Origin of the sequence: Xanthobacter nonsaccharivorans (assembly GCF_043194755.2) — a bacterium.
GTDB lineage: Bacteria > Pseudomonadota > Alphaproteobacteria > Rhizobiales > Xanthobacteraceae > Xanthobacter > Xanthobacter autotrophicus_G.
In genome coordinates this window covers 583,769-610,421 of the sequence record NZ_CM195526.1, presented here as the reverse complement: position 1 = coordinate 610,421, position 26,653 = coordinate 583,769, and the positions used below count along the sequence as shown (strand labels likewise).

Annotated in this window: 22 protein-coding genes and 1 pseudogene; 16 read left to right on the top strand and 7 right to left on the bottom strand. The window is 65.1% G+C overall.

Annotation, left to right across the window (positions count from 1 at the left end; genetic code table 11):
- Positions 1-13 precede the first annotated feature (13 nt).
- Positions 14-1,378 (bottom strand): glutamine synthetase, encoded by a 1,365-nt coding sequence (locus tag V5F59_RS02750; RefSeq protein ID WP_509211171.1) that lies wholly within the window; start codon positions 1,376-1,378, stop codon positions 14-16.
- 40 nt (positions 1,379-1,418) lie between these two features.
- A complete protein-coding gene (locus V5F59_RS02745) occupies positions 1,419-2,048 on the bottom strand; it encodes an NAD(P)H-dependent oxidoreductase (protein ID WP_509211170.1) in 630 nt (209 codons plus the stop codon).
- 1,034 nt (positions 2,049-3,082) lie between these two features.
- On the opposite strand from V5F59_RS02745, the gene V5F59_RS02740 reads away from it, so the two are divergent.
- On the top strand, positions 3,083-4,411 hold the full coding sequence (locus tag V5F59_RS02740; protein ID WP_509211169.1) for an MFS transporter: 1,329 nt from the start codon (positions 3,083-3,085) through the stop codon (positions 4,409-4,411).
- A 93-nt stretch (positions 4,412-4,504) separates the two neighbouring features.
- Positions 4,505-5,473: a VOC family protein gene (locus tag V5F59_RS02735; protein WP_509211168.1), complete on the top strand. Its 969-nt coding sequence runs from the start codon at positions 4,505-4,507 to the stop codon at positions 5,471-5,473.
- 85 nt (positions 5,474-5,558) lie between these two features.
- Here V5F59_RS02735 and V5F59_RS02730 read toward each other — a convergent pair whose 3' ends face one another.
- Entirely contained in the window at positions 5,559-6,386 is an 828-nt protein-coding gene (locus tag V5F59_RS02730; RefSeq protein WP_509211167.1) for a 3-keto-5-aminohexanoate cleavage protein, read from the bottom strand.
- A gap of 168 nt (positions 6,387-6,554) precedes the next feature.
- Here V5F59_RS02730 and mhpA point away from each other — a divergent pair, with 168 nt between their 5' ends.
- The 3 genes from mhpA to V5F59_RS02715 all read left to right on the top strand — a co-directional run bounded on the left by mhpA (position 6,555) and on the right by V5F59_RS02715 (position 9,981).
- On the top strand, positions 6,555-8,084 hold the full coding sequence (gene mhpA, locus V5F59_RS02725) for a bifunctional 3-(3-hydroxy-phenyl)propionate/3-hydroxycinnamic acid hydroxylase (RefSeq protein WP_509211166.1): 1,530 nt from the start codon (positions 6,555-6,557) through the stop codon (positions 8,082-8,084).
- Between the two features lie 74 nt (positions 8,085-8,158).
- Positions 8,159-9,004: a fumarylacetoacetate hydrolase family protein gene (locus V5F59_RS02720; protein WP_509211165.1), complete on the top strand. Its 846-nt coding sequence runs from the start codon at positions 8,159-8,161 to the stop codon at positions 9,002-9,004.
- Between the two features lie 149 nt (positions 9,005-9,153).
- Positions 9,154-9,981, top strand: coding sequence for a DNA-binding transcriptional regulator (locus tag V5F59_RS02715; RefSeq protein ID WP_509211164.1), 828 nt, complete (start codon positions 9,154-9,156; stop codon positions 9,979-9,981).
- 145 nt (positions 9,982-10,126) lie between these two features.
- Here the strand turns inward: V5F59_RS02715 and V5F59_RS02710 are convergent, their stop codons facing one another.
- A complete protein-coding gene (locus V5F59_RS02710; RefSeq protein WP_509211163.1) occupies positions 10,127-11,512 on the bottom strand; it encodes a transposase in 1,386 nt (461 codons plus the stop codon).
- 153 nt (positions 11,513-11,665) lie between these two features.
- Between V5F59_RS02710 and V5F59_RS02705 the strand changes: the two genes are divergently transcribed.
- The 6 genes from V5F59_RS02705 to V5F59_RS02680 all read left to right on the top strand — a co-directional run bounded on the left by V5F59_RS02705 (position 11,666) and on the right by V5F59_RS02680 (position 18,143).
- Complete coding sequence (locus V5F59_RS02705) at positions 11,666-12,583, top strand: AraC family transcriptional regulator (protein WP_393983023.1); 918 nt, start codon at positions 11,666-11,668, stop codon at positions 12,581-12,583.
- 114 nt (positions 12,584-12,697) lie between these two features.
- Complete coding sequence (locus V5F59_RS02700) at positions 12,698-13,447, top strand: SDR family oxidoreductase (RefSeq protein ID WP_393982934.1); 750 nt, start codon at positions 12,698-12,700, stop codon at positions 13,445-13,447.
- A gap of 814 nt (positions 13,448-14,261) precedes the next feature.
- Positions 14,262-15,323, top strand: a complete 1,062-nt coding sequence (locus tag V5F59_RS02695) for a FecCD family ABC transporter permease (protein ID WP_393982935.1) — start codon at positions 14,262-14,264, stop codon at positions 15,321-15,323.
- Positions 15,323-16,147 (top strand): ABC transporter ATP-binding protein, encoded by an 825-nt coding sequence (locus V5F59_RS02690; RefSeq protein WP_393982936.1) that lies wholly within the window; start codon positions 15,323-15,325, stop codon positions 16,145-16,147. Before V5F59_RS02695 ends, V5F59_RS02690 begins: the two co-directional genes overlap by 1 nt.
- On the top strand, positions 16,126-17,142 hold the full coding sequence (locus V5F59_RS02685) for an ABC transporter substrate-binding protein (protein ID WP_393982937.1): 1,017 nt from the start codon (positions 16,126-16,128) through the stop codon (positions 17,140-17,142). The genes V5F59_RS02690 and V5F59_RS02685 overlap by 22 nt, the downstream gene beginning before the upstream one ends.
- Positions 17,139-18,143, top strand: a complete 1,005-nt coding sequence (locus V5F59_RS02680; RefSeq protein ID WP_393982938.1) for an LLM class flavin-dependent oxidoreductase — start codon at positions 17,139-17,141, stop codon at positions 18,141-18,143. Before V5F59_RS02685 ends, V5F59_RS02680 begins: the two co-directional genes overlap by 4 nt.
- 581 nt (positions 18,144-18,724) lie before the next feature.
- On the opposite strand, the gene V5F59_RS02675 is transcribed toward V5F59_RS02680, so the two are convergent.
- The gene (locus tag V5F59_RS02675) at positions 18,725-20,917 is read right to left on the bottom strand and encodes a multicopper oxidase domain-containing protein (RefSeq protein ID WP_393982939.1); all 2,193 of its coding nucleotides are present in this window, start codon (positions 20,915-20,917) and stop codon (positions 18,725-18,727) included.
- Between the two features lie 320 nt (positions 20,918-21,237).
- Positions 21,238-21,487, bottom strand: a pseudogene (locus V5F59_RS02670) (IS3 family transposase); the annotation flags it as partial.
- Positions 21,488-21,770: 283 nt separating this feature from the next.
- Here V5F59_RS02670 and V5F59_RS02665 point away from each other — a divergent pair.
- Genes V5F59_RS02665 through V5F59_RS02655 form a run of 3 tightly spaced genes read left to right on the top strand, consistent with a single transcriptional unit; the run spans position 21,771 to position 24,466 of the window.
- Positions 21,771-22,847 carry an LLM class flavin-dependent oxidoreductase gene (locus tag V5F59_RS02665; RefSeq protein WP_393982940.1) on the top strand — a complete coding sequence of 359 codons (1,077 nt, stop codon included), beginning with the start codon at positions 21,771-21,773 and terminating at the stop codon, positions 22,845-22,847.
- 33 nt (positions 22,848-22,880) lie between these two features.
- On the top strand, positions 22,881-23,039 hold the full coding sequence (locus V5F59_RS02660; protein ID WP_393982941.1) for a hypothetical protein: 159 nt from the start codon (positions 22,881-22,883) through the stop codon (positions 23,037-23,039).
- Entirely contained in the window at positions 23,036-24,466 is a 1,431-nt protein-coding gene (locus tag V5F59_RS02655) for a cytosine permease (protein WP_393982942.1), read from the top strand. The genes V5F59_RS02660 and V5F59_RS02655 overlap by 4 nt, the downstream gene beginning before the upstream one ends.
- Positions 24,467-24,496: 30 nt before the next feature.
- Here the strand turns inward: V5F59_RS02655 and V5F59_RS02650 are convergent, their stop codons facing one another.
- Positions 24,497-25,531 carry an Lrp/AsnC family transcriptional regulator gene (locus V5F59_RS02650; RefSeq protein ID WP_393982943.1) on the bottom strand — a complete coding sequence of 345 codons (1,035 nt, stop codon included), beginning with the start codon at positions 25,529-25,531 and terminating at the stop codon, positions 24,497-24,499.
- A 274-nt stretch (positions 25,532-25,805) separates the two neighbouring features.
- Between V5F59_RS02650 and V5F59_RS02645 the strand changes: the two genes are divergently transcribed.
- Entirely contained in the window at positions 25,806-26,330 is a 525-nt protein-coding gene (locus V5F59_RS02645; protein ID WP_393982944.1) for a flavin reductase family protein, read from the top strand.
- A 3-nt stretch (positions 26,331-26,333) separates the two neighbouring features.
- Complete coding sequence (locus tag V5F59_RS02640; RefSeq protein WP_393982945.1) at positions 26,334-26,645, top strand: EthD family reductase; 312 nt, start codon at positions 26,334-26,336, stop codon at positions 26,643-26,645.
- Positions 26,646-26,653: the final 8 nt, after the last annotated feature.

Sequence of the window (26,653 nt, the reverse complement as noted above, 5' to 3'; positions counted from 1 at the left end):
GGGATGAGGCTTCTCAGGCAAAGGTGAGGAACCTTTCACGCTCGGACGAGAATACGGCGTAGAAATTCATGTCCCATTCGCGCTGCTTCTGCCGCACGAACAGGTCGACGAACGTCTCGCCCAGGGCCTGCCGGGCGAAGGCGCTGCCGTCGAGCGCCTCCACGGCTTCCAGGAGGGTGCGCGGCAGCCGTCGCAGGCCATTGCGGCCCGCCGGCTCGAGATAGAGATTGTCGTTGAGGGGCGTGCCCGGATCGAGCCGCCGTTCGATCCCGTCCATGCCTGCACGAAGGCTGAAGGCTGCGGCGAGGTAGAAATTGGTGCTCATGTCCGGCGCGCGGTTCTCGATGCAGGGTCTGTTCACCGGCAGCCGGAGCATGGCGGAGCGGTTGTTGCGACCGTAGGCGCGCAGCACCGGAGCCCACGACATGTCCGGCATGTCCCCGCGGGCGATGAGGCCCTTGTAGGAATTGTAGGTGGGGCAGGTGATCGCGCAGAGGGCGTCGGCGTGCTCCAGCAGCCCGCCGGTGAAATGGAGGCTGGCGTCGGTTGCCTCCAGGCCATGCTGTGCCGCCAGAGCGCCGGGACCGGCGGCGCGCACGTCAAACACGTTCGCCCCGGTATCGAGCCGCGCCAGCGACATGTTGTAGTGCGCGCCGGACCGGAAGTCGTCGCTGAACGGTTTCGGCATGAAGCTCGCCACGGCGCCGTGCCGCTCGGCCACCACCTTCACCATGAAGCGGAAGAAGGTGAGCCGGTCCGCGGTGCGCAGGGCGTCGGCATAGCCGAAATCGATCTCGAACTGGCCGTGCCCGCCTTCCTGGTCGAAGGAATAGAGCCCCCAGCCGAGCTGATCGACATAACCGGCGAGCTCGCTCAGCAGGGGCTGGGCCTGGACCATCTGGTGCAGATCGTAGGCCGGAGTCGGTCCGCCGAAGGGCTTCTTCTGGAGCGGTTGCAGCCCGTGCTCCGTTTCCCGATAGACGTAGAATTCCGGCTCGATCCCGAGATTGAAGGTGAAGCCGGCGCTGGCGGCGTGGGCGAGCGCGGTCTTGAGAATGACACGGCTGCAGTTCGGATAGGGAGCGCCGTGGAAATGCAGGTCAGCGGCGAACCAGCAGTAGCGGCGGTCCCATGGCAGGATCGTCACGCTGTCAAGGTCGGGCACGGCTGCGCACTCGTCATAATGAGGGCCGACAAGGCCCATTCCATCCAGCGCCCCGACGGTGAACAGCTCCGAGCCCTTTGCCATGGCCTCCAGATGGCTCACGGGCACGCATTTGGTCTTGGAGACCCCGTGGATATCCACGTAGGTGACATAGCAATATTCGACGCCCTGGTCCTTCAGACTCTCGGAAAGGGTGTTCGGAGATGGCGACATTGTTTCAAGGTCCATTGTTGAAAGCCTGATCTGTGGAGGTTCAGCCCCAGACGCGCCCGGGTCGCGGCGTATCGATGCGGTAGTCGACCGCGTATTGCTCGAAGAACGTCCGGCCGAAGTGCTCGGCGCGTGCGACGGGGGTTGCCGGATCCTTGCCCACGTCTCCGCGCGCATTGCCGATGCCGTGGACGACTCCCGCGAACGACGAGGCCGTGTAGCGCGCGAATTCCTGGATCTGGTGGACGATGCCCGCCGAAACCGTGGGGAAATTCTCTTCCGAGCTCAGCAGGAGCCCGATCCTCTTGCCCTGCATGCCCGCGACGACCTGCGCCGAACGCGCGGAGGAGGCGGCCACATTGCAGAACATGCGATCGAAGAAGGCCTTCAACTGCGCGGACATGCCGTACCAGTAGATCGGCGTGGCCGCGATGAAGCCGTCGGCGGGCAGGTAGGTATTGAGAAATGTCGCCTCGAACCCGTCGTGGATCGAGCATTCGCCGGCGGCATTCCGGCAGATGCGGCAGTCACGTAGGAAGTGCGCGATGATCTCCGACGCGAAGACCAGCTCCGTGTTGTGACCCGCATCGTTGAGGCCTTGCGCGGCGGCTCGGGCGAGGGTCGCGGAGTTGCCGTCCCGTCGTGGGCTTGAACTCAGGATCAGAACCTTCATGGAAGCGTTTCCGGCTTGGCCGGCTCCTGCATCAGCATGGTTCACATGAAGATGCAATTTGATTGGCTAGTCAATCAAAATAATCGCGAGGGATCCCCCTGCGCTTCGGGGAGGGGATGGACGGCGGACTTTCTGCCCGATGACGCCGCAGCCGTGGTCGGTCCTCTGATGGCAGACGGGGCCGAGGCGGTGAAGGCCGCCCTGGACAAGCTGATGCGGAGGGCGTGACGGCCCCCGGCGTCCGCGCGCAGCTCCGCCTCGGGCCAGGGAGGGCAAGGCGCAACGACCCATGCTGGTTGCTCGCCGCTGCTATGCCACACGGATGCGCCGCGAGCCGCGATGTCGAATGGGTCTTGGGCGTCGTTACCGCCCCGCGCCAGATGCGGCCTCTAAGCTCCCGCCCGTTTCTGGACGTCCTCCTTCCCACCAACTGCGATCACTTCGTTGATCCCTTCATCAGGTCCGTACTCGCTCTGGACCAAACCAAGCCTCTTCCTGTCCGCGCTTCAGGCACCGCCTCGCGGCTGTGGTCCTTAGCCGCCCTGCACACATTTGGAGGTCTGAAGTCGTTATCCCGGCCTTATCGACCGAAAGGCCAGAAACTGGGTCGCACCTGCGATGGATTTACCGCCTCGTTCTCGACGCTGGCATTGCATCGACGATACCGAGGAGCCGCAGCCAGGGAGGGAGCTTATAGACGTCGCCATGACGCGGCATGTCCGGCACGCGGACATTCGAGATAATCCGCTGTTGCAGGGCCACCCATCATCCTAACCCAAGAAAAGAAAAATATCATGGGAGGATGACATGATTGATGGCACCGGCGACCTGCCATTTGCCGAAAAGCCGCGCACGTTCCGAACCTAAGTGCGGCACGCGCGCAAGCGCCTTCTGTCGAGACATTTAAAAAATTGCGCCCTGGACTCGTCCAGACGGTGTCGGCTTTCGCTTGCGCAGAAGCGGCGGGGGACCCATGGCGCGGCGCACATCTTGTTGCGTAAACACAGCCAATAATATGGAGGCCCCGAGGATCAATGACCCACGCCACCTATTCCGTTTCAGGACATACGGCCCCCGGCCTCAACAAAGGGCAATGGCGCATCATATTTCTCGCAAGCCTCGGCGGCTCGCTCGAGTTCTACGACTTCATCATCTACGGCATTTTCGTCCAATACATATCGGCCCAGTTCTTTCCGGCCGACGATCCCTACGTATCGCTGATCCTGTCCTTCTCGGTCCTGGCCCTGGGCTTTCTGGCGCGGCCGTTCGGTGGCGCGGTGCTCGGCACGCTCGGCGACCGATATGGGCGCAGGCCGGTCTTCATCGCCTCCCTCGCCCTGACCACGCTGGCGACCATCGCGATCGGCCTCCTCCCGAACTACCAGTCATTGGGCATCGCGGCGCCGGTGCTGCTGGTGGCCTTCCGCCTCGTGCAGGGCATCTGCCTCGGCGGCGAGTTGCCGGGCGCGGTTACTTACGCGGTGGAGGCAGCGCCGCGGCGCGCAGGCCTTGCGTGCGGCTTCATCATCTTCTGCGTGAATGTGGGCGTGCTCATCGCCACCCTCGTCAATCTCGGCATCCAGCATGCGCTTCCGCCGCAAGACGTCGCCGAATACGGCTGGCGCATCGCCTTCCTGTTCGGCGGCGTCATCGGCCTGGTCAGCTTCGCCCTCCGCCGCAAGCTGGAGGAATCACCGGAGTTCGTGAACCTCCATGGCAAGGCCGCCAAGCATCCGCTAGGCGAGCTGATGCGCAATCACGGCCGCTCGGTACTGGTGGCCGCCGGCGTCGCTGCCATCATCGCCGGGTTCAACGGCATGCTGTACGGCTTCGTGCCCGCCTTCCTGGTGAAGACGCTGCATTATTCGGCCCCCGAGGTGGCGCTGGCGATGACCGTCGCGCTGGTGGTCAGCTCGACCGGCCTCATCATTGCGGGCTGGGCGGGTGACTTCGTGCCCGGACGCCTCATCCTGCGGGCAGGTTCGTTCACGATGCTGATCGTCGTGGTTCCGCTCTTCGTGCTCATGGCGAACCACTCGGCCAGCATCGTCCTTGTGCTGGCCCTGCTCTCTCTGGTGTTCTCGCTGGCGAGCGGCATCTGGCCGAGCATCCTCGCTGGCATGTTCCCGACGCAGGTCCGCTTCACCGGCCTCGCCCTGTCCTACAACATGAGCGTCACCCTTCTCTCGGGCTTCGCTCCGCTCGCGGCCACGATGCTGATCGAGCATACACGGATGGACGCCGCGCCCGCGCTCTATATCGCCCTGTGCGCGGCGGTGAGCCTCTGGTGCAGCTTCCTCATCCCCGGACGGGCGGCAGCGGCGGCGGTGCCGGAAGCTGCCCGGGCGACCCTGGAGCGCTAGGGCAGCCCCGGCCCGAGACTGTTCCCGGGATACAGGCGCGCCGCCCCGAAACTCCCAAGACACAGCGCCCCGTACAACAATGAGGAGCACGCCATGGGTGTCATTGCGCTCGGTTATCTCGGCATCCGCTCGGACAGGATGGACGACTGGCACGCTTTCGCCTCGGGACTGCTGGCCATGCAGGCGGTGGACGCGACGAGATCCCAGGCCACGTTCCGCATGGATGACCAGCGCCAGCGCCTGTTCGTGGTGAACGAGCACGGCCCGATGCTGGCGGCGATCGGCTGGGAGGTCGAGGAGAAGGGCGACCTCGACCGTTTCGCCTCCCGTCTCGAAGATGCCGGTGTGGCGGTCCAGCGGGGGACGCGCGCGCTCGCCGACCAGCGCTTCGTCGAGGACCTCATCACCTTCGCCGATCCTGATGGCAACCGGGTCGAGCTGTTCTTCAATCCCATGCGGGCAAGCGAGCCGTTCGTGCCGGGCCGTCCCATCTCGGGTTTCCGCACCGGCCCGCTCGGCATGGGACATGCCGTGCTGCACGCCGTGCGCATCGATGCGCTCCTGCCCTTCTATCGTGACCTTCTGGACTTCCGTGTCAGCGATTACGGGCTCACGCCCTATCCACTGTATTTCTTCCACGTGAACGGCCGCCACCACAGTCTCGCAATGGTCGGCTCGGGACAGGTCGGCTTCCATCACTTCATGGTCGAGTTCAACAACCTGGACGATGTGGGCCAGGGCTACGATCTCGCTGGTCTGCAGGAAGGCCGGCTGGCCTACACGCTCGGCCGCCACACCAACGATTACATGACGTCCTTCTACGCCAACTCTCCCTCCGGCTTCTTCGTGGAGAATGGCTGGGGCGGACGGGTGATCGATCCGGCTACCTGGGAGCCGCATGAGACCTTCGCCGGGCCGAGCTTCTGGGGCCACGAGCGCCTCTACCTGCCCGAGGAACCCCGCGCGCGCCTGCGCAACATGCGCCTGGAAGCGGCCGCGCACGGCCTCAGGGCGCCCGAGGTGGTGGACTGCCCGTGGCTCTACAGCCGGCTGGCCGGCTGATTGCGTCGGTTCCGCAACCGAACGCGAGCGCAGCCATCGCCCATGCCGGAGCGGGCATCCGCTCTCCGGCATGGGCTGTTCCATTTCAGGACCGTGCCGGTGCCAATCCCAGCCGGCGCCGAGCCTCGCCGGACGACAGCGTCGATAGGCCTAGCCCGCCCGCCAGGTCAGTGAAGCATTCAACCAGCGCCGCATTGTCGGGCGCCACCCGCCCATCTGGCAGGTGGAGATTGTTCTCGAACCCCATGCGCACGTCGCCGCCAAGCAGCACCGCGGAAAGGCAACAGGCGGCCTCGGTGGGACCGAAGGCACAGATGGACCAGTCGAGCAGATGCCGACGGGCCGCAAGGAAGCCAAGGATCGCCGGCGGCGCGGAGGGCGGCCCATCCCCGTATCGGCCGAGCACGAACAGCTGCGTGGCATTCGACCGGGGGATCACGCCGGCATCGAGCAGCGCATCGAAGCGCCGCACGTCATCCGCATCGTAGAGGATGTACTGCACGGCCACCCTGCCCTCCGCGCAGCCGGCGAGGAACGCGGCCATGGCACCCGAGAGCGCGGCATCGCTGAACAGTTCGCGCACGGCGACGGAGAAGGCCTCCGGCCGAAGGGCCTCCACCAGCGCCATCTGCTCCTGTGGTCGATACATCCCGACCGCTTCGGTGGTGATCTGAATGACGAGGTCGTCGCCGGCCTGCCGGCGGATCTCGGCGATGGCTTCGCTATAGCGGCCTGCATCGAGACAGTGCCGCCCGGTGTCGTCGCGCACGTGCAAGTGGATCGCCGCGGCTCCCGCAGCCGCGCAGCGCCGGCTCTCCGCCGCGATCTCGCCCGCCGACATGGGCAAGGCGGCATGGTCCGCCTTGGTGCGGTGGGCGCCGTTAATGGCGGACATGACCAATATGGGTCGCATGAACGTTTCCCCGATTGATTGCCCCGCCCTTCTAATGGCCTGCATCAAGGACGAGTGCGCCCCGGCGTCTCTGTCCACCAGGCGGACGCCCGCGCCGGCCTGATTGCTGGCTGAGGCCCGCTCTGAGATCAGTCACTCCCACAAATGCCAAATAACACGGGGGAAGCCATGCCCGAGGCAGCCGGCACGGCCGCGGATCAGTTCGACATCGTCATCGTTGGCCTCGGTCCGGTCGGGGCGACGCTGGCCAATCTGCTTGGCCTCCAGGGGATATCCACCCTTATCCTCGAACGCGAGACAGAGGCCTATCACCTGCCGCGCGCGGTTCACTTCGACGACGAGGTGATGCGCGTTTTCCAGACCATCGGTCTCGCGGATGAAATAGCGCCCTGCACCCGCATCAACCCGGGCATGCGCTTCATCGACGCCGACGGCGCCCTGCTGATGGACTGGCCGCGCCCGCAGGAGGTGAGCCCGCTCGGCTGGCACGCCAGCTATCGCTTCCACCAGCCAGACCTCGAGCGGGTCCTGCGCGACGGCCTGAAGCGATTCGCCTGCGTCCGGGTGCAGACTCGGTGCGATGCCTTCGCCTTCGAAGGGGATGGGGACGCCGTCACTGTACGCTACGAGGACCTCGACACCGGCCACCTGCGGCAGGCCCGGACCCGCTACGTGGTCGGCTGCGACGGCGCACGCTCGCTGGTGCGCCGCTTCATCGGTGCGTCGATGGAGGATCTCGGCTTCCACGAGCGCTGGCTGGTGGTGGACGTGGTCCTCCGCCGGCCCAAGCCGGCCCTGGGCGACCACACCATCCAATATTGCGACCCGGCGCGACCGGCCACCTATGTGCGCGGGCCGGGTGACCGCCGGCGCTGGGAGATCACCGTCCTGCCGGAGGAAGATAGCCGCGCGATGGTGCACCCGCAGAAGGTCTGGTCGCTGCTCGCGCCATGGCTCGCACCCGAGGAAGCGGAACTCGAGCGGGCGGCGGTCTACACCTTCCACTCGGCGGTCGCCCGCCTCTGGCATTCCGGCGGGCTGCTGCTGGCGGGCGATGCGGCGCACCAGACCCCGCCTTTCATGGGCCAGGGCATGTGCTCCGGCATTCGCGACGTGGCCAACCTCGCCTGGAAGCTCGCTGCGGTGGTGACGGGGCGGGCCAGCGACAGGCTTCTGGACACCTACCAGAGCGAGCGCGCACCCGACGCACGCGCCTATATCGAGACGGCGGTGCGCCTCGGCGGGCTCATCAATACGTGCGGCACGGAAGCCGCGCTGAATGCTGCCTTCCGCGACGCGGACGGCGTCGTGCGGCTGCGTAGCCGCCTGCCGCAGCTGGGGCCCGGCCTCGCCATCGGCCGTGCCGATCTCTCCGGAAGCCGCTTCGCTCAGCCGCGTCTCGGCGACGGCCGCCCGCTCGACGACGTGGTCGGCTATTCGTTCGCGCTCCTGGCGACCGACCCCATCTGGCGCGGGGCGAGCGAGAGCGTGCGGTTGCGCTTTGAGGCGGCCGGCATTCCTGTCGTGACCGTGGCGGACTGTCCCGACCTTGCCCCCTTGCTTGACGAGGCCGGTGCCCCCGCGCTCCTCGTCCGGCCCGACCGCTACCTGGCCGGAGCCGCGCGAGACGAAGCGGGCCTTGCTGCATTGGCGGACTGGCTTGCCCCCTACCTGCCGCACCACGCCTCCGCCGCCTGAGCCGGGCGCACGGACGGCGCGAACGCGCGCCCTTCCCACCACCAAGAAGACGCTTAAGGAAAAGGCTTGCCCCGATGAAGTTTGCTTCCTTCACCCATGCCGGCAGCGCCGGCTACGGCCTCGTGGCGGACCAAGGGATCGTCGATCTCTCCCGCCGCTTCCCCGAGGCGCCCACGCTGCGCGCCTTCATTGCCGGCGGGCTCGATCGCGCCGCCGCCTTCGCCGGTGCGCCGGCGGATTTCGCCCTGTCCGAAGTGATTCTCGCCCCCGTCATTCCCGACCCGGACAAGATCGTGTGCGTCGGCCTCAACTATCATGACCACGTGACCGAGACGGGACGCACCGTCACCCCCAATCCCATGCTGTTCGCCCGCTACGCGGGAAGCCAGGTCGGCGCCGGCTCTGCCCTGGTGAAGCCGCTGGAATCCGACGAGTTCGACTATGAGGGTGAGCTCGCCGTCATCATCGGCAAGGCCGGGCGGCGCATTTCCGAGGCCGACGCGCTGTCCCACGTGGCCGGCTATGCCTGCTACAACGACGCCAGCGTCCGCGACTGGCAGCGCCATACCAGCCAGTTCATGCCCGGCAAGACCTTCGCCGCCACAGGCGCCTTCGGCCCCTGGATGGTGAGCGCCGACGTGATCCCCGACCCCACCCGGCTGAGCCTCGCCACACGCCTCAACGGCGAGCAGGTGCAGCAGACCACCGTGGACCTGATGATCACGCCCATCCCGACGTTGATCGCCTACGCGTCGACCATCCTGCCGCTTTTGCCGGGCGATGTGATCGTCTCCGGCACGCCAGGAGGAGTGGGAGCGCGGCGGACACCCAAGCTGTTCATGAAGGATGGCGACGTGGTCGAAGTCGAGGTGAGCGGCATCGGCGTGCTGCGCAACCCCGTCGTCGCAGAGCTTGCCTGACAGTCTCGCCGTAGCTCATTTCATCAGGGACTGTTGAAGCATGCCGGCCCGAGCAAAGCTGGGCACGGCATGTTCATTATGTATACCATGCGAACCAAAAGACCGGATCGTCCGGCTGGATTGGGGAACGCCGAGGATTGGGTCGGACCATGGGCCAGCGACTGGCTGACGAGCGAGCGGCGACGCAGGACCGCAGCGACAGCGTGCGCGCGTTGCGCCGTGGGCTCGCCGTGCTGCGCTACATCAACGCGGTGGGCAGCACCAATGCCGCGGCCATCGCTCGCTCCCTCGATATCCCGCGCCCCACTGTCTACCGCCTGCTGCAAACCCTGGAGGAGGAAGGCTACGTCGCCTTTTCCGCCTCCTCGACGCAGGTACGGGTCACGCGCCTCTCCGCTAGTCTTGGTGACGGCTATGCCGCGCATTCCCGCGTTTGCCAGGTGGCAGCCCCGGTGTTGGGCGAATACGGCCGGCGTCTGGTCTGGCCGCTCGACCTGACGGTCTATGAGAACGCCGCCATGGTGATCCATGAGACCACACACACGCGCAGCCCCCTCTCCATCGATCGAGGCATGATCGGCTATCGCTTACCCATGCTACGCACCTCGGCCGGTCGTGCTTACCTTGCCTTTTGCAGGGAGGAGGAGCGGGCAATGATCTTGGATCATCTGCGCCGCATCCACGATCCCGAGGACTGCCCGTTCCTCGACGAGGCATGGCTTAGACACATGATCGAGGATACGCGGCGGCGCGCCATTGCCGTGCGCGTCGGGGGCGAATTCAGGCCGAAGACATCCAGCATTGCCGTTCCCGTCATGATCGGCGACCGCGTCGAGGCGGTTGTATCAATGATCTGGATCCGATCGGCGCTTTCTTTGAGTGATGCCCTTTCTGCGCATTCCGAGGCGTTGCTGTGCATAGCGACGGCCATTGCGCGTGATATCTCTGCGCAACAGAAAGTGGGTGTTGCAGAATAGCCTTGCCGACTGTCGCTGGCGCGCAAGTGAGTCGGATGCGCTTCTGCAACGTGCTCAATCTGCACCAGCGCGCCGATGTCGTTGAAAAAGTCGGCGCTGGAGGCCCGGTGACATGAGCGTTGGTGTTGGGCATGCACCTCCGTCCTCACGCCGTCGCCACTCTTGGCCCATTGGGCAACAGCCTTGCGAGCTTCCTGAGGTTCTGAGCGGCGGCCGCGAGATGGAACTCGTCCTGGGCACCGTTAGGCCCGCGTAGTCGCAGGCGGTCGAGTCTCAAGATGCGCTTGAGGTGAACGAAGAGCATCTCAACCTTCTTCCGCTGCCGGCGTGAGCTGACATAGTCGTCGGTAGCAGCGATGTCCCGCGCCATGTCGCGGGCCCCTTCGTGGATCGAACGCGGGATTTTGCGGGCGGGCGTATTGGGACAACACTTCGGCTTCAATGCGCAAGCCTCACAGTCCAGTTTGCTGGCGCGGTACCGCATCATGCCGTCATCGTCGACAAGCGGACGCGGCATCCGGTATGCCTTCTGCCGCTGCCGCAACGGCTTGCCGACCGGACAGATATAGGCATCCGCATCGCGATCGCAGGTGAAGTCCGACCGGCTTAAGGTGCCGTCCTGCCGGTCGGATTTGTCGAACACCGGGATGTGCGGCTCGATCCCGCGCTCGTGGACCAGCCAGGCGAGGTTCTCGGCCGAGCCGTAGGCGCTGTCGGCAGCAAGACGCGCCGGCCACAGGCCGAAGCAATCCTGGGTGCGCTCGATCATGGTGCGCGCGGCTCCGACTTCCGCCTGCCGGATCGCGCGGCAGGCCTCCACATCGACGATGACGGCATGGTCGAGGTCGATCAGATAGTTGGTCGCATAGGCGAAGAAGGCATGGCCTTTCAAGGCGCTGGTCCATTGCGCCGCCGGATCCGACCTGGAGACGAACTTCGGCTTCACCTCGCTGGCTGCGCCCCAGGCGGCCTCTTCGAGCGTGTCGAGATATTCCCGGACCGAACGGCGGCTCTCGGCGAGCCCCTCCCAGTCCACCTGTTCCGAGGCGGCGGCGGACCGCTGCTTGTTGGCATCGGCCTTGATCAGGCTGGCATCGACGGCAAAACCCTCGCCGCCGACCAGCCCCTCTTCGATGCAACACCGCACCGTGGTTTCGAACAGCTCCCGCAGCAGGTCACTGTCGCGGAAGCGTCCGTGGCGGTTCTTGGAGAAGGTGGAGTGGTCCGGCACGGCGCCTTCGAGGCCGAGCCGGCAGAACCACCGATAGGCAAGGTTGAGATGGACCTCTTCGCACAGCCGCCGCTCCGAACGGATGCCAAAGCAATAGCCGATCAGGAGCATCCGGATCATCAGCTCGGGATCGATCGAGGGGCGGCCAGTCTCGCTGTAGAAGGGCTTGAGGTGTACTCGAATGGCGGAGAGGTCGACGAACCTGTCGATAGCCCGAACGAGGTGGCCGGCAGGCACGTGGCGTTCGAGGCTGAACTCGTAGAACAGTGCCTCCTGCATCACCACCCGCTCGCCCATCATCGGTCTGTCCTCCCCCTACAAGGAGAACTGAATCAGGACTTCATCCCCGCGGAAACACCGGATTTTTCAACGACATCGGCGCAATGGGGATGGCAAAGGACGGGTTGGGCCATTTATAAGCGAAATGGTTATATCGATTACGATCTGTCCGACATGGATCCGCTGAGCGACATCATTGCGCTGCTTCGGCCGAACACGGCCATCTCCAAGCCCATTACCGGGCGGGGCCGCTGGGGCGTGCGCTACGCGGCTCATGACGCGCCCGGTTTCACTATCATCCTGAAGGGCGTGTGCTGGATTTCCTTCGAGGGCCGGGAGGCCCTGAGGTTGAGCGCCGGGGACTTCCTGCTTCTGCCGTCCACGCCGGCATTCACGCTGAGCAGCCACCCGGGCGTTGCCTGTGAGCCGCGCAAGCCGACGGACGTGCCCGTCCGGCACGGCGACCCGGAGGGCGAGGCGGAATTCGAATCGCTGGGCGGCACCTTCCATATCGAGCCGGTGAACGCGCCGTTGCTGCTCTCGCTGCTTCCGCGCATGATCCACATCCCCGCCTCCGAGGGGCGGGCCGGACGGCTGAGCCGCGTGATCGCGCTCATCGTGGAGGAGTGCACGGACGAGGAGCCCGGCAGGGAGATGGTCCTCCAGCGCATGCTCGAGGTGCTGCTTGTCGAGGCGCTGCGCCGGCGCGACATCGCCGTCGATGACGTCCGGGCCGGCCTCCTCAACGGCTTGCGCGATCCGGCCCTCGCCCGTGCCCTGCGGGCCATGCATGCGGACGTGCGGACCGGCTGGACGGTGGCCGGGCTGGCGAAGGTCGCCGGGCTCTCCCGGTCGGCATTCGCGGCGCGCTTCGCCGAGGTGCTGGGCTGCGGCGCGATCGAATATCTCGCGCGCTGGCGCATGGCGCTGGCGAAGGACGCACTGATCCGCGGCGCGAAGACCCTCGACTGCATCGCCGACGAGATCGGCTACGAATCGGCCAGCGCCTTCAGCACGGCGTTCCGGAAGCGCTTGGGCTGCCCGCCGGGAAAGTTTGCGCGGACCGGCGGCGAGGCCGGCGTCGGCGCGTAAGCCGGCCGATAAGCGCCAAAGTCGGACGATTGAACATAAATATTGGACACAAAATTATGGTTCGTCCAGGCTCGCCCGCCTATCAAGGGGCCATCCGAAACGAAGGGATGTCCCATGCAAACGATCCTGATCACCGGCACGTCGTCCGGCTATGGCCTTGAGACGGCCCGTTATTTCCTCGCCAGGGGCTGGAACGTCATCGCCACCATGCGCACGCCCGATGCGGATCTGCTGCCGCGTTCCCCGCGCCTGTGCATCCTGCCGCTCGACGTGACAAGCGAGGAGAGTATCGTCGCCGCCGTCGAGGCTGCCGGTCCGGTCGACGCACTGGTCAACAATGCCGGCATCGGCGTTGTCGGCGCGTTCGAGGCCACCCCAATGGCCCACATCCGAAAGGTGTTCGACACCAACACCTTCGGTGTGATGGCCATGTGCCAGGCCGTGATCCCTCAGATGCGCGAACGCCGCTCCGGCGTCATCGTCAACGTGACGTCGAGTGTCACGCTGGCGGCGATGCCTCTGGCAGCAGCCTACACCGCCAGCAAGCAGGCCATCGAGGGGTTCACCGGCTCGCTCGCGCACGAACTCGGTCATTTCGGCATCCGCGCGAAGCTGGTGGAGCCCGGATACGGTCCCACGACCCGCTTCGCGCAGAACTCTGGCGTGCGGATCGAGGATCTCATTCCGCCGGCCTATGCCGATTTCGCGGACCCGATCTTCGCGAGCTTCGCCAACCCGGCGCTGACGACGACGCCGGGCGATGTCGCCGAGGTCGTGTGGATGAGCGTCCACGACACCTCCGACCGGCTGCGCTTTCCGGCCGGAGAGGATGCGGTTGCGCTCCATCGATCGCGTTTCGGCTGAGTTCGGCAGGCGGCCTTCCGCTCGAACCGCGCAAGGCGATGCCGGCCTGGGAAGCCTCTCTTTACGGCGTGGAGCCCTTTGGTCCAGGTAAGCACGTGCTACGCTTCGCCTGAGGTCGAGTGGCTTCGCGTGCTTGGCACCAATAGAGGGTCTGCGTTCTAGAACTTGGATCGGTGAGCTGTTCTTACGGGAGCGCAAGCGATTGCGTTGACACCAGAACGCGAAGCGGCGGCAATGGCCGCTGCTGGCGCAGGGGGGCCGCGTCGCACCGGGCTTGCTTGACGTGGGAGGTCGGCGGTTCCGGTCTTCCGGCGGCATCAGCCAGACTTTCCCGGACAGCCGGTCGAGCGCGGACTTCATCGCCTGCGCCCCGGCCCCATCGGGGGGGGGGGGGCGGCCGCATTCGCGGGCTGGTCGGAAAGGAAGTCGGCCGTCCGGACATTGCAGGTGAGCGGCCCGCGCGCGAAGACCTGGGCTGAGCCGTTATAGTGCATCAGGAACGGGCTCTCTGGTGCCCAGACGCGGTATCATCTGTCCTCGTCGAGCGTGACGATGGGCTCGCGAAAGCAGCGGCCGCGTCCTTATCGCATCCACCCCATCAGCTCAGTGAGCCTGCGCGCCGACCATTTCGGCACCAAGTATGTCGAGGTGAGCGGCAAGGAGGCGAAGCGCATCCGCGGGCCAGACGTTGGGTCCCACACCTGCCAGGAAGGCCTGGAGCGCCGCACGAGCCAGGAGAAACGCGGCCCGCTAAGCTATTGCCATTCATATACAGCTTTCTATAGTCACGCCGCGTCAGCGTGGGGGACGGCGGATGGAGCGCGACGAGTGCTATCCAGCGTGGGGGAGCGGTCGCGGCGGCGCGGTTTCCGTCCGGCGCCTCTCCCTGATCGCAGGCCTCGTGGGGCTTCTCGCCGCCGCCGCCCTGTTCTCGCTGACGCTCGGGCGCTTCCCCGTTCCGGCCAAGAGCGTGGCGGACATCCTCCTGTCGCAGGTCTGGGCCGGCGAGATTCGCTGGACCCGCTACGAGGAGCTTGCCGTGCTCAACGTGCGCGGCCCCCGTGTTCTCGCCGCGATGCTGGTGGGGGCGGCGCTCGCGGTGGCCGGGGCCTCCTATCAGAGCCTGTTCCGCAATCCTCTCGCGGCGCCGGACATCCTCGGGGTGACAGCAGGCTCCGGCTTCGGCGCCTCGCTCGCGCTCCTGCTCGGGCTCGGGCCGCTCGCGGTTCAGGCCTTCGCCTTCGCCTCCGGGCTCCTCGCGGTCGGCCTATGCTTCGCTCTTGGCACGCTGATCCGGCAGCAGTCCATGGTCATGCTGGTGCTGTCGGGCATCATCGTGGCGGCCTGCTTCAACGCGCTCCTCTCCATCCTGAAGATCGTTGCGGATCCAGTGGATGTGCTGCCCGTCATCACCTTCTGGCTGCTCGGCGGCCTCAACCGCGTCACGCCCGGCGCCATTCCGCCGGCGTTCGGCCTGATACTGGCATCCTTGGCGGTGATGGCGGTCCTGCGGTGGCAGGTGACGGTCCTGGCATCGGGTGCCGAGGAGGCGCGGGCCATGGGGGTGCGCATCGGGCTCGTGCAGTTCGCCCTCGTGCTCGCCGCCACGCTGATGACCGCGGCGGCCGTGGGCCTTGCGGGAACGGTGGGCTGGGTCGGCCTCATCGTGCCGCACATGGCGCGGCTTGTCGCCGGAGGCGGCTTCGACCGGACGCTGCCCGTGGCGGCGCTCCTCGGCGCGCTGTTCCTCCTCGTGGTGGACGACATCTGCCGCAGTGCAGACGCCATGGAGGTGCCGCTCAGCATTGTCACCGCCCTCGTCGGCGCGCCGCTGTTCGCCCTTCTGCTCTACCGCGAGCGGGAGGACATCGCGTGATGCTGCGGGTCGAGGACCTCACCTTCCGGCGCAGGCGTGGCGCGCCGGTGCTCGACGGCGTCAACTTCTCCCTCGCCGGCGGCGAGGTGGTGTCGCTGCTCGGACCCAACGGCGCCGGCAAGACCACGCTCCTGCGCGCGATCCTCGGCTTTCTGCGGCCGCAGGCGGGCCGGGTGCGCATCGACGGGGAGGACGTGGCGCGCCTGTCCCGCCGCGCCGCCGCGCGCCTCGTCGCCTACGTGCCGCAGGCGACGCAGAACACCGAGCCCCTCAAGGTCCGCGATCTCGTTCTCATGGGGCGCACGGCCCATCTCGGCCTTCTCGCCATGCCCGGAGCCGAAGATCGCGCCATGGCCTTTTCCGCCCTGGAACGACTCGGCGTGGCGCATCTCGCGGAACGGCCGGTCACCGCCATCAGCGGCGGGGAGCGGCAGATCGTGCTCATCGCCCGCGCCCTCGCGCAGGAGGCGCGGATCCTCCTGCTGGACGAGCCCACCGCCAGCCTCGACTACGGCAACCAGCTCAAGGTGCTCGGCGCCATCCGGAGCGCGGTGGCGGACGGCCATGGCGTGCTCTGCGCCACCCATGCGCCGGACCACGCGCTGTTCCTGGGCGGCAAGGCGGCCCTCCTGAAGGAGGCGCGGCTGATCGCCTTCGGCCCGGTGCAGGATGTCCTGACCTCGCAGCGCATGAGCGACCTCTACGGCGCGCCCGTCGCCGTGGTCGCGCACGGGACCGGCAGCCATGCCCGCAAGGTCCTCATCCCCTTTCCCGACCATCCGGTCCCACCGCGAGACAAGCCATGCGACCCATCCGTCTGCTAGTCGCCTCCTGCCTTTCCGCCTGCCTCCTCGGCGGGACGGCTGGGGCAGCGGAGCGCACCTTCACCGACATGGCGGGACGCGCTGTCGCCGTCCGGGACCCGGTGGAGCGCATCGTCACCATCGGCTCCGTGCCGGTGATCAACAGCTTCGTCTTCGCCCTCGGCGACGCCAGAGAGATCGTCAGCGGCCTGCCCGAGTTCGCGCGGCGCCCGGGCTGGAAGTATCAGCTCGTGTTCGCCCCGCAGATCGCCGACCTGCCGCAGGTGCAGGACGCCAACCGCGCGCCGAACGTGGAGGCGGTGCTGAAGGCCCGGCCGGACCTCGCCATCACCCTCGACCGCACCTCGGTGGAGCCGCTGGCGACGAACGGCGTGCCCACCCTGTTCCTCGCCTGGCGCGAGCCGGAGGACGTCAAGGCCGTGATGGCGCTGCTCGGCGATGTGCTCGACCGGAAGGCGCAGGCGGCCGCCTACAACACCTATTTCGACACGACCCTCGCCTCCGTCCGCGACCGGCTCGCCAAGGCGCCGCAGGGTACGCGGCCGAAGGTCCTCTACATGGACGCCAAGACCCTGAGCCAGCCCCACCTCATCGCCGAATGGTGGATCGACGCCGCGGGCGGCTCCAGCGTGACCGCAGGGGCGCGGCAGGCGGAGGCGCTGCCCTTCACCCTGGAGCAGCTCCTCGCCTGGGACCCGGACGTGATCTTTCTCGCCACCCCCGCCGACCGAAAGACCTTCTTCGACCATCCGGTGATGAAGGAGCTGCGTGCGGCCAAGGCCGGCCGGGTCCATGTGGTGCCCACGGGCGCGCATCGCTGGGGCAACCGCACCATCGAGCAGCCGCTCACCGTGCTGTGGGCCGCGCGCCTCATCCATCCCGAGCTGTTCATGGACGTGGACGTGGCACAGGAGACCAAGGCCTTCTATCAGCGCTTCTTCGGCCACGACCTCAGCGACGCCCAGGTCGCCGAGATCCTGAGCGGCACGCTGTGAGCGCGGCGACGCCCTTCCGCATCGGGCTTTCGGGATGCGGCGGCGGGCTCGAGACCATCTCGGACCAGGGCCTGTTCGAGCTCGCGGCGCTGGCCGACGATCTCGGCTACGAATGCCTGTGGATCAACGAGGAGCATTTCCAGGGTGGCACCAATCCCGAGGAAGGGCGCCGCTGCCTCTCGCCCATCGTTGTCGCCACCGCGCTCGCGGCCCGCACCCGGCGCATCCGCATCGGCTTCTCGGTGATCGTCCTGCCACTGCACCATCCGCTGCGGCTCGCCGAGGACATCGCCACGCTCGATGTCCTCTCCGGCGGGCGGGTCGACCTCGGCATCTCCCGCGGCACCAATCCCAAATACCTTGCGGCCTACGGACTGAAGCCGGAGGAGATCGCGCCGCGCTTCGAGGCCGGGCTCGATTTCATCCGCCGGGCCTGGACCGAGCCGATGGTGGATTTCGGCGGCGAGGCGCTGCCGGTGGAGCCGAAGCCGGCGCAGCGCCCGCACCCGCCCCTCTACATGGCGACCTACACCGCGGACACCGCCGCCTGGGCGGCGCGCAGTGGCCTTAAAATGATCTGCCACGGCATCAATTCCCTGGCGAACCTGCGCCCCATCGTCGGCGCTTTCCGGGACGCCGGCGGCGACACGCGGGAAATGCCGTTCGGCCGCTTCATCTATGTCTCCGAGACCGACGAGAGCGCGCGGCGGGAACTGCTTCCCACGGTAGTGAACCTCACAGGCCGCATGCGCGCCGCCGGCCTGTTCCGCCGGCCGAACATCATCACAGAGGCCGAGCTGGAGCCGGAACGTTATTTGGAAGAGATGGTGATCGCCGGCAGCCCCGCGACCTGCGCAGCGCGCATCTCTGCCCTCGCTGGGGAATTCGGGCTCGGTTATGTCAACGCGCTCAGCGCCTTTTTCGGCCACCTGCCGCTGGAGCTGCTGCGGCGCTCGCTGGAGCTGCTCGCCACGGAGGTACGCCCGCGGATCGGCATGTAGGAGCAAGACCTGCCCTTGGCTCACGGGAATGGCGCCAACGCTTGGAACCCTCGATTTCGGACGGCAATGGAATTGGGATCGGTTCGCCAGGTGAAACACCGCGAGGTCTGGTCGTGTTCGCCGATGAAGCGATGGATGACAGCCGGAAGATTGACGACGGATCGGAAGATGCGGTGTTTGAGCCGCCTTCGCGTCAGGAGGGCGAAGAAGCCCTCCACCGCTTTGGGCTACACACTGAGGTCGGCGTGAAGTGGCAGGTCCTACTCGGATGTGTCCGCTCTATACGGTGGGCCGCGCGGGATTCGAGCCTGTATCTGGACATGGTCTCGGTACCACGGACTTTTGCTGAACAAGGGCGTCAACCAATTCGGGAATTGATGACCGCTTCCGGCGTGAGATCGAACGCCACCTGCCGGCGCCAACCTCACGGAAGCAGCGGCATCTGGGCACAGCACTCACGGGGTCAATGGCTCATTCAAAAATCAAGATCTATGTACCAGCATAGGCGTCGCCGAGGTAGCGAGAGAGCGTCGTTGGTGACGAGACAATTCGCAACCGAATGCAGCAGGGCATTCGGCCGATCAGTGGACCGCACCGGTTGGCTTGCCAAGGTCTTTAACTTCGATAACGGACATCATTCCTCCGCCACGCGCGTAGTGCGCCGGATTGCGACTGTTCGTGGGCGCTCCGGCAGCGAGGAAGAGAGAGCCATCTTCGTGTTCTAGAATGTGACAATGATACACGAAGGTGCCAACGGACTCCGGATAGAATCTAAGTTTGATGTGAACCGCTCCGTGGATCGGGACAGGGAAGGTATCATGGAATCCGACGCCCGGCGTCATTGAGGAGTTCCGGAATGCGGCGTTCCCGGGAAGGTTGTATTCAGGATTCCAGACACTTATGATCGAAAATTTGGTTTGATGAATGTGGAAGTTATGAAGTTCATCGCTCGCATTGAATACAACCCAGTCCTCTTCATACACGTCGCGACCCTCGATCGGGTCGTGGCCGAATTTCGCGCCAACACACGCATCAATCCTCATGTGGTCGAAATTTTTGTAATCGCTTTCTGAAATGCCTGCGGGCCCAAAAAAGGCCGCGTCGGTAGAGAACGCGCTGACTTGACGCGGAACGGAGCTGGTAAACATCCTGAAGTCAGACTTGCCTGCGAATAAGCCCGCTGGCGATGCAACGATGTTCAGTCCGATCCACCGATAAGTGCCGGTATTTGCAGACCTGTCGACCGCAGACAGGGTATCGGCCGTCATGGCCTTACCCGATCCATCAATGCACTGCTGCGGAGTAACAGCAGCGAACAACGCTGCTCGGGCGGCTGGAGCGCCCATAGCGGTACGAGCGGCGATGGCTCCTGGAGCTGCGCCAGTCGTAGGATTGAAGACGACTGTCGCAAGATTCATCGCAGGCCATTCGTCGCCAACACCGGCAGCGGAACCAGTGAACAGCCCGGCTGTCTGCATTCGTACCGTCAGAGAAGCGGCGTCACAGGCTGCGCCCGCGAGGCCGATCGCGTTGCAAGCGTTACCCTTACTTAGAAAGATATCAGCGCGCCCAGCTGGCATCATAACGATTGATTTTCCGTCGCCGACCGGCGGCGCTCCCGGTGTGTTAATCTTGTCGCAGATACTAGCCGGACCATCTAAAGTGGAATCAGCTTTGACCGGCACACCATCGACTCCCAGCACGCGAACAAACATGCATTTGCCCGAGAATTTCCCGGTCTTGTTGTCCATCACCTCGAACTGAACGCGATGCGTGACATTTGCGCTCACATTGGCGATGCGCCAAATGGCTTGTCCCTTGAGATCAGCGATCGTGGCTTTGGGGAACAAATCGCCGTTGACGGTAAAGAGCCAGCGCTTGTTAGGAGCTGCTGAATTCCAGCAGCGACCGCTCAAGATCTTCCTGGTTGGAGAGTTCGAGCAGAGAAGTGGATCAAATAAATCATTGAATGACCATGACGAACCCGACGGCATTCGCGAAATCTGGAAGTCTTTGAGCATTATATTTTTCGCAGTTCGGTCTTGGAAATCGGGATAGTTTTCTAATCCGCCAATCGTCAGCAATGTTGATAGACCACGGGAAACCTGCGTACCTGAAAAACCGTGAACGTGCGGGTGTACCCAGAATTGGCCGCTTACATGATTTTTTGGAACAATGATTTCATGCTCCATAAAGTCTTTGATGTTGCCGTTTTGGCATTTTGCGGGTGACATCTGGACACCTACGAAATCACCATAGACCCCATTAGGCGGTGTCGTACCCGGAGCGCCATGCCAATGGCCGAAAGGCGCAGGCGAATGGGGAGACACCTGCAGTCCATGGGTGTGCGTATTTAGGTCGGACGGACGGGCATGATCTGGACCTTCAGAGGCGGAAGCATAGATTCCATAAGAACAACCTAAATTGTTCTGGATGCGCAACTTCATCGTGAAGGCATCCATATTTGCGCGGGGGACCGCCAGTATCGGTGGCGTCAAACTGGCTGGCGCACCATTCACGCTGTAGAATGCCATGCCGGAAATTGGAGCATAGCCCGTCAGTTTTAGAATTCCATTCTCGGCATCTATCTTGGTTTGGCTGCCACTTTTAAGAGCTAGAACTGGTATTTCTTTCATAGGTGCGCCACCACTCCCCTGCGCGACGCCAGCTGAAATACCAAGCATCATCGCCAAGGCGACAGCCCCTGAAGTTTGTCCAATTCCAGCCGCCAATTTCATCGCAAGCCCCCTGCAATTTAGATCGGATTGTATCATACCTAGATTGTTGCTCTAGGGGCCATCTTACTACAATGCCGGCCTTCTGAGGCGTTATTCATTGATGAGAGCATCCGCTCTTTGGCTTCGCTCCAACGGCTGCTCCTGGCGCCAGGGGCTCCGCTTTCGGAGCGGAGCCCCTTCATCAGCCACTTCGTCAAAGCGCCCGCTTGATCTCGGTATAGCTTTCGCTGGTGCGCAGGATCACGGTGACATCCGAGGTGTGAACCGCCCCGAGTTTTCTAGATGCCCTCGGCTTACTTTTTGTGCTGCCGTCCGAACTCGACGGGTGACGGCATGCCATTCCGTGCTGCTTGCGTGTCCACGTCGAACCGGCGATCAAGAGTATTGTCGATGGCCAGGGACGGCTTGCCGCCATACTGGCCGGGCCGACGTTTATAGCCGATGTGAGCCTGAATCCCGGCGCGCCGCCCAAGGTGCGCCACCCGGTTCGGGCAACAGCTCTCGCTCATGTCCATCAGGTCGTCGTCCATCAGGTCGTCGTGGAGCTTGCGATACCCGTAGACCTTGCTGCATGTCGCGCCATGCCGTGCGGACGAGCTCGGTCTTGGCTTCGGTATCGCCAAAGGCTTCCTCGCGGCCGAAGCATAGGTGGCCGTCCCATCGTGATCGTCGCGACCGATCTCGCCGATTGCCGGTTGGGCATGGCGATCAGCTGAAGATGCCCTCGATCTGCCGCCTTGTCACGGAAAGCGGAACGCATGCCTGATGTATTCGCGGGTTCCGGAAGTAGCAGCTCAAAAAATTGCGCGGACCCCATATTGACACATGTCAAAAAACGCGGAAACAATCATGTGTATGCCAAAAAACAGCGAAAAACGGAACAAATAATATGAAGATTGGATTGCTTCAGGAAGGCGAGCCGGCTGCCGGCGTCTCGGTGGCGCAGCGGTACGAGGAGATGATCCAGGAGGTCACGCTAGCCGACCGCCTCGGCTTTTCGGCATGGGGAACCTCCGAGCAGCACTTCTCGCCCCCACGCTTCACCGTGTCGGCGCCGGAAGTGCTCTATGCCGCCATCGCGCGGCACACCAAGAACATCAAGCTGCGCATCATGTGCGCGGTGATGCTGTCGTGGAACCACCCGATTCTGGTGGCCGAGCGCCTCGCCACCCTCGATATCGTCTCCGGTGGCCGGGCCGAGATCGGCACCGCGCGTTCCAACAACCTGTCCACACTTGAAGTATTCGGGGTTGATCCCTCTGCTACCCGCACGCAATGGGAAGACTCCCTTGATGTACTCATCAAGGCCATGAGCGACGAGGTCCTGGAGCATCACGGCCCGGTTTGGAACATCCCGCCGCGCACCATCGTGCCGAAGCCGGTGCAGGCGCCCCATCCGCCGCTGTTCGTCGCTGCCTCCTCGGTGGAGACCCATCGCAATGCCGGTGAGCGCGGCATCGGCGTGCTCACCTTCGAGAATTACTTCGGCTTCGACTATCTCCAGGAGTGCATGGACGCCTACCGCGCCGGCCTCGCCGAGGGCAGGCAGATGGCCCCGCGCCGCACCGAGCACGCCGGGCTCTACGTGGCCACCGCCTTCTGCGCGCAGACCCGCAATGAGGCGGTGGAGGTCGCCCGCGAGGTGGCGCTCGGCTATTTCAAGTTCATCCTCGATCTCTACATCCCGCTCGGCAAGCGCCAGTCGTACCAGTACCTGGACGCGAAGATGACGCGCCTGCTGGAGCATGAGAACGACATCGACTTCCTCGTCAACGAGACCCCTTCGGCCATGATCGGCACGCCGGACGATTTCGTCGCGCGGCTGAAGCGGCTTGAGGCCATGGGTGTGGACGAGGTGTTGCTGCGCATCGACGGTGTGCCGCACGAGCACATCATGCGCTCCATCGAGCTGATCGGGGCGGAAGTCATCCCGAACGTGCAGGACCAGAAAAATAAAGCGGCCTGACCAGAGACAACCTTCCGGAACGAGGAGAGGGGAATGTATCCGATCGTATTGCCTCCTGAGCTGGAGGCGCGCATCCGCGTGCTCGAGGACCCCGCCCAGCAGGGCGCGGATTTCGACGGCAGGACCTGGTTCTGGCTCGTGATGCTTGGCATCGTGGTGCCGGCGGCCGCGGTGGTGTGGGGGGTGTCATGAGCGACATCGCCTCGCCTGCCGGGGCCGCTGCCCCCGCCGTCAACCACGGCGCCGCCGACCAGAACGCCTGGCCGCTGGTGCCAGCCGAGCGCACCTGGAGCTCCTGGCAGCTCCTCATCGCCCTGACCACGGCCGGGGCGGCCACATGGTGCTACATCATCGGCGAATATGTCGGCTACTACCTTAACTTCACGCAGGGCATCGCCACCCTGATCGCCGGCAGCATGTTCGGCATGTTGCTCTCCACCCTGGCGGCGGTGCCCACCTGTTCCAAATTCGGCATCGATTCCATCGCCGCGTCACGGCCGCAGTTCGGCTCCAGGGCGTGGGCCATCCCGGCAACGTTGCAATTCCTGTCTATCATGGGCTGGAACTGCCTGCTGCTCATCTTTTTCGGCAAGTCGGCGTCCCAGTTCCTGGTGGCGCTAGGGCTGGTGGACACCTCGGCCGCCCATCTCGTGGTGCCGAGCGCCACACTGCTTGCCTCCGCGCTCGTGTTCGTGTTTCTGCTGAGCGGCGCGACGGGTGTGGACCGGGTATCCAAGATCCTGGTGGCCCACGTGCTGGTGGGCCTTTGGATGCTCTACATCCTGGTCACCGGCCGCTCGGCGGAGCTCGCTGCCGCGGTGCCGGCCTATGCCAACGCAAACCCGTTGTGGAACTTCATGACCGGCATCGAGCTGGGCATCGCGCCGGCGCTCTCCTGGTGGCCCTATATCGGCGCCATGGTGCGGATGGCGCCCAATGGGCGCGCGGCCGCGGTGCCGAGCATGCTCGGCCTCGGGGCCTCGGTGGCCCTGTTGTCTATCATGGGGGTGGCGGGCATCCTGGTGCTGCAGGTGTCCGACCCGGCGGAATGGCTGCGCACGGTGGGCGGCACCACCTATGCCATCGTTGCGCTCGCCTTCGTCACGGCGGCCAACCTCGGCACCACGGTCGCAGGCATCTATTGCTCGGCCATCGGGCTCAGAAACTACAGCTTCGCGGAGAAGTTGCCGTGGTCGGTCCTGTTGGCCGTCACCATCGCCCCGGTGGCGCTGGTGGGGGTGTTGGTGCCGGAGCTGTTCTTCGCCAATTTCGGCACCTTCCTGGCGTTCATCGCCATCACCTTCGCACCCATCTGCGGCATGCAGATTGTGGACTATTACATCCTGCGCAAAGGGCACATCAGTGTGCGCGCCATCTTCGACGGGCGTGAAGGCACCGCTTATCGCTTCTGGGGTGGGGTGAACCCGGCGGCGATCGCGGGCATGGCGGCCGGGTTCTGCACCTACATCTACCTGCTGAACCCGATCACCTATGAGTCTCGCTTTCCCTACGAGTACATCTCGGCATCGTTGCCGACTGTGGTGATGGCCGGGCTCGTCTATTACCTGGTGACGCGTCTTCTGGTCATGCCCGCCGGCAAGGGCGGCTACGGGGCCTGACGCCTGCTCTCCCACCGGCCGCGGCGCGGTTCAGCGGCCGGTGGGAACCAGCGACTTGTAATGCAGATCCACATACAGGAACGCCTCGAGATGCGTGACCTCGGCGATACGGCCGATCTGGCGGCGCGCGGTGACGACGATGTCCTCGTGGGACGGGCACACCAGCTCCACGAACAGATCGTACCGACCCGAGCAGATGGCGATGTAGGAGACGTTCTTGACCGAGGACACCGCTTCCGCCACCGCATGAGGGTCGGCCGCCGGATCGAGGCGGATGCCGAGCCAGGCGAGGGTGCGGTCGGCGAGGTTCATGGGGTTGAGCAGGGCGAGGATGCTCATCTGCCCCGAGCCGAGCAGGGCGGCGATGCGCGTGCGCACCATCGTCTCGGAGACGCCGAGCTTGGCGGCGATGGTGTTGAGCGGGGCCCGCCCGTCGCGGCTCAATTCCAGGATGATCTCGCGGTCGGCAAGGTCGAGCTTCTTCTGCTTCACGCCGCCGGGGGTGTCATTGTCGTCGCGGCTGAAGAACTTGGCCTTCTGATAGTAGACGCTCGCATAGGGGAAGACCTCCACCGAGCGGATGCCCTCGATTGCCCCCACCTCCTGCTCGATCACCCGCTGCATGGCTGGGAAATCCTCGGCGATGATCTCGGCGAAGATGCCGTAGCGGCCGGTGGTGAGGGCCACGTAGTCGATGTCGTGGATGTCGGTGAGGGCACGGGCGATGCGGGAGGAGGGGGCCGCCGGATCGGTGGTGATGCCCAGGAGCGCGCCGGCGTTGTAGCCGAGCGCGGTGGGGCTCGCCAAAGCGACGATCTGGATGACATTCGCCTCGATAAGCTGGTGCACCCGCGCCCGCACGGTCTTTTCGGAAAGCCCAACATCGCGGGCGATGGCCACGAACGGCCGGCGCCCATCTTCCTGCAGGTGGGCGATGATGGCACGGTCGCTGTCCGTCAGGTGCCATTGGGCGAGAGGATTGCGCCGCACGGGCACCGCTTTGGGTGCGGCCTCGATTGCCGTGCCGTAGGGCTCGCGGCCGACGGCCGACGGCTTCTTCGCCATGGATCGTTTCGCCTCCCTGACTCTGCGTCCGCGCTTACCAAGCTTCCTTCGCTCGGGTCAAGCGCGGAAGGTCGCCCAATGCCCGGGCGTGGCTGCGGATTTCGGCGTTCGGGATGGAAAAATAGCGAAATACGGAATTGACTATCCAAATTATTAGTGAAATACGGATAATATAACTAGGATTTAGCGAAAAGCGAACTATGGGCGGCGTGTGCGCGCGGAAAGCGGAATGCCACGCCGTCGGCTCCTTCCTCAGTCACAGCAGAGAACAGCCATGCCCGCAGCCTCCCCCGCCTTGTCGTCCGTGCCTGTCGCTTTCGACGACGCCCCTCTGCGTGCCGCCATGGCGGAGATGCCGAGCGCCGTCACCGTTATCACCGGCTGGAACACGGACGGTTCGCCGGCCGGCAGCACCCTCTCGGCGGTGTCGTCGCTGTCGCTGGACCCGCCCTTGATGCTGGCCTGTTTCCATCGGGATTCGCGCACCCTCGGCGCCCTCGGCGTGGGGCGGGGTTTCCTCATCCATGTGCTCGCGGCCGGGCAGGACGACCTCGCCGCCGTGTTTGCGGGCAAGGGCGACAAGTTCGCCCAGGTGGCCTGGGAGAAGGGGCTCCTGGGCATGCCGCAGCTTCCCGGCTGCCAGACGGTGATCGCCTGCGAGGTGGCGGCGCACCTGCCTGGCGGCGACCATGTGATCGTCACCGGCGCGGTGCGGGACATCAGCCACGATGCCGTGCGCGGCGTCATGCTCTATCACCGGCGCGCCTTCCACGCGCTGCCGCAGCCGCGGGAGGCCTGAGCCATGAAGCAGGTGATCGTGATCTATGGCGTGCCGCGCGACCCGGCCGCCTTCGACCGGCACTATGCCGGGGTGCACATTCCGCTGACCCGGAAGATGCCCCATCTCAAGGGGTTCGAGGTGAGCTGCGGGCCGGTTGCGGCGGCGGGCGGCGGCGCGCCGGTCCATCTCGTGGCGATCCTGTCCTATGCCAGCGCGGCCGATCTCGACGCCTCGCTTGCCTCGCCGGAAGGGCAGGCGGCAGTGGCGGACGTGGCGAATTTCGCCACCGGCGGCGCCACCCTTCTCACTATCGACAGCAACAGCGTTCTGTGAGGCGCGCC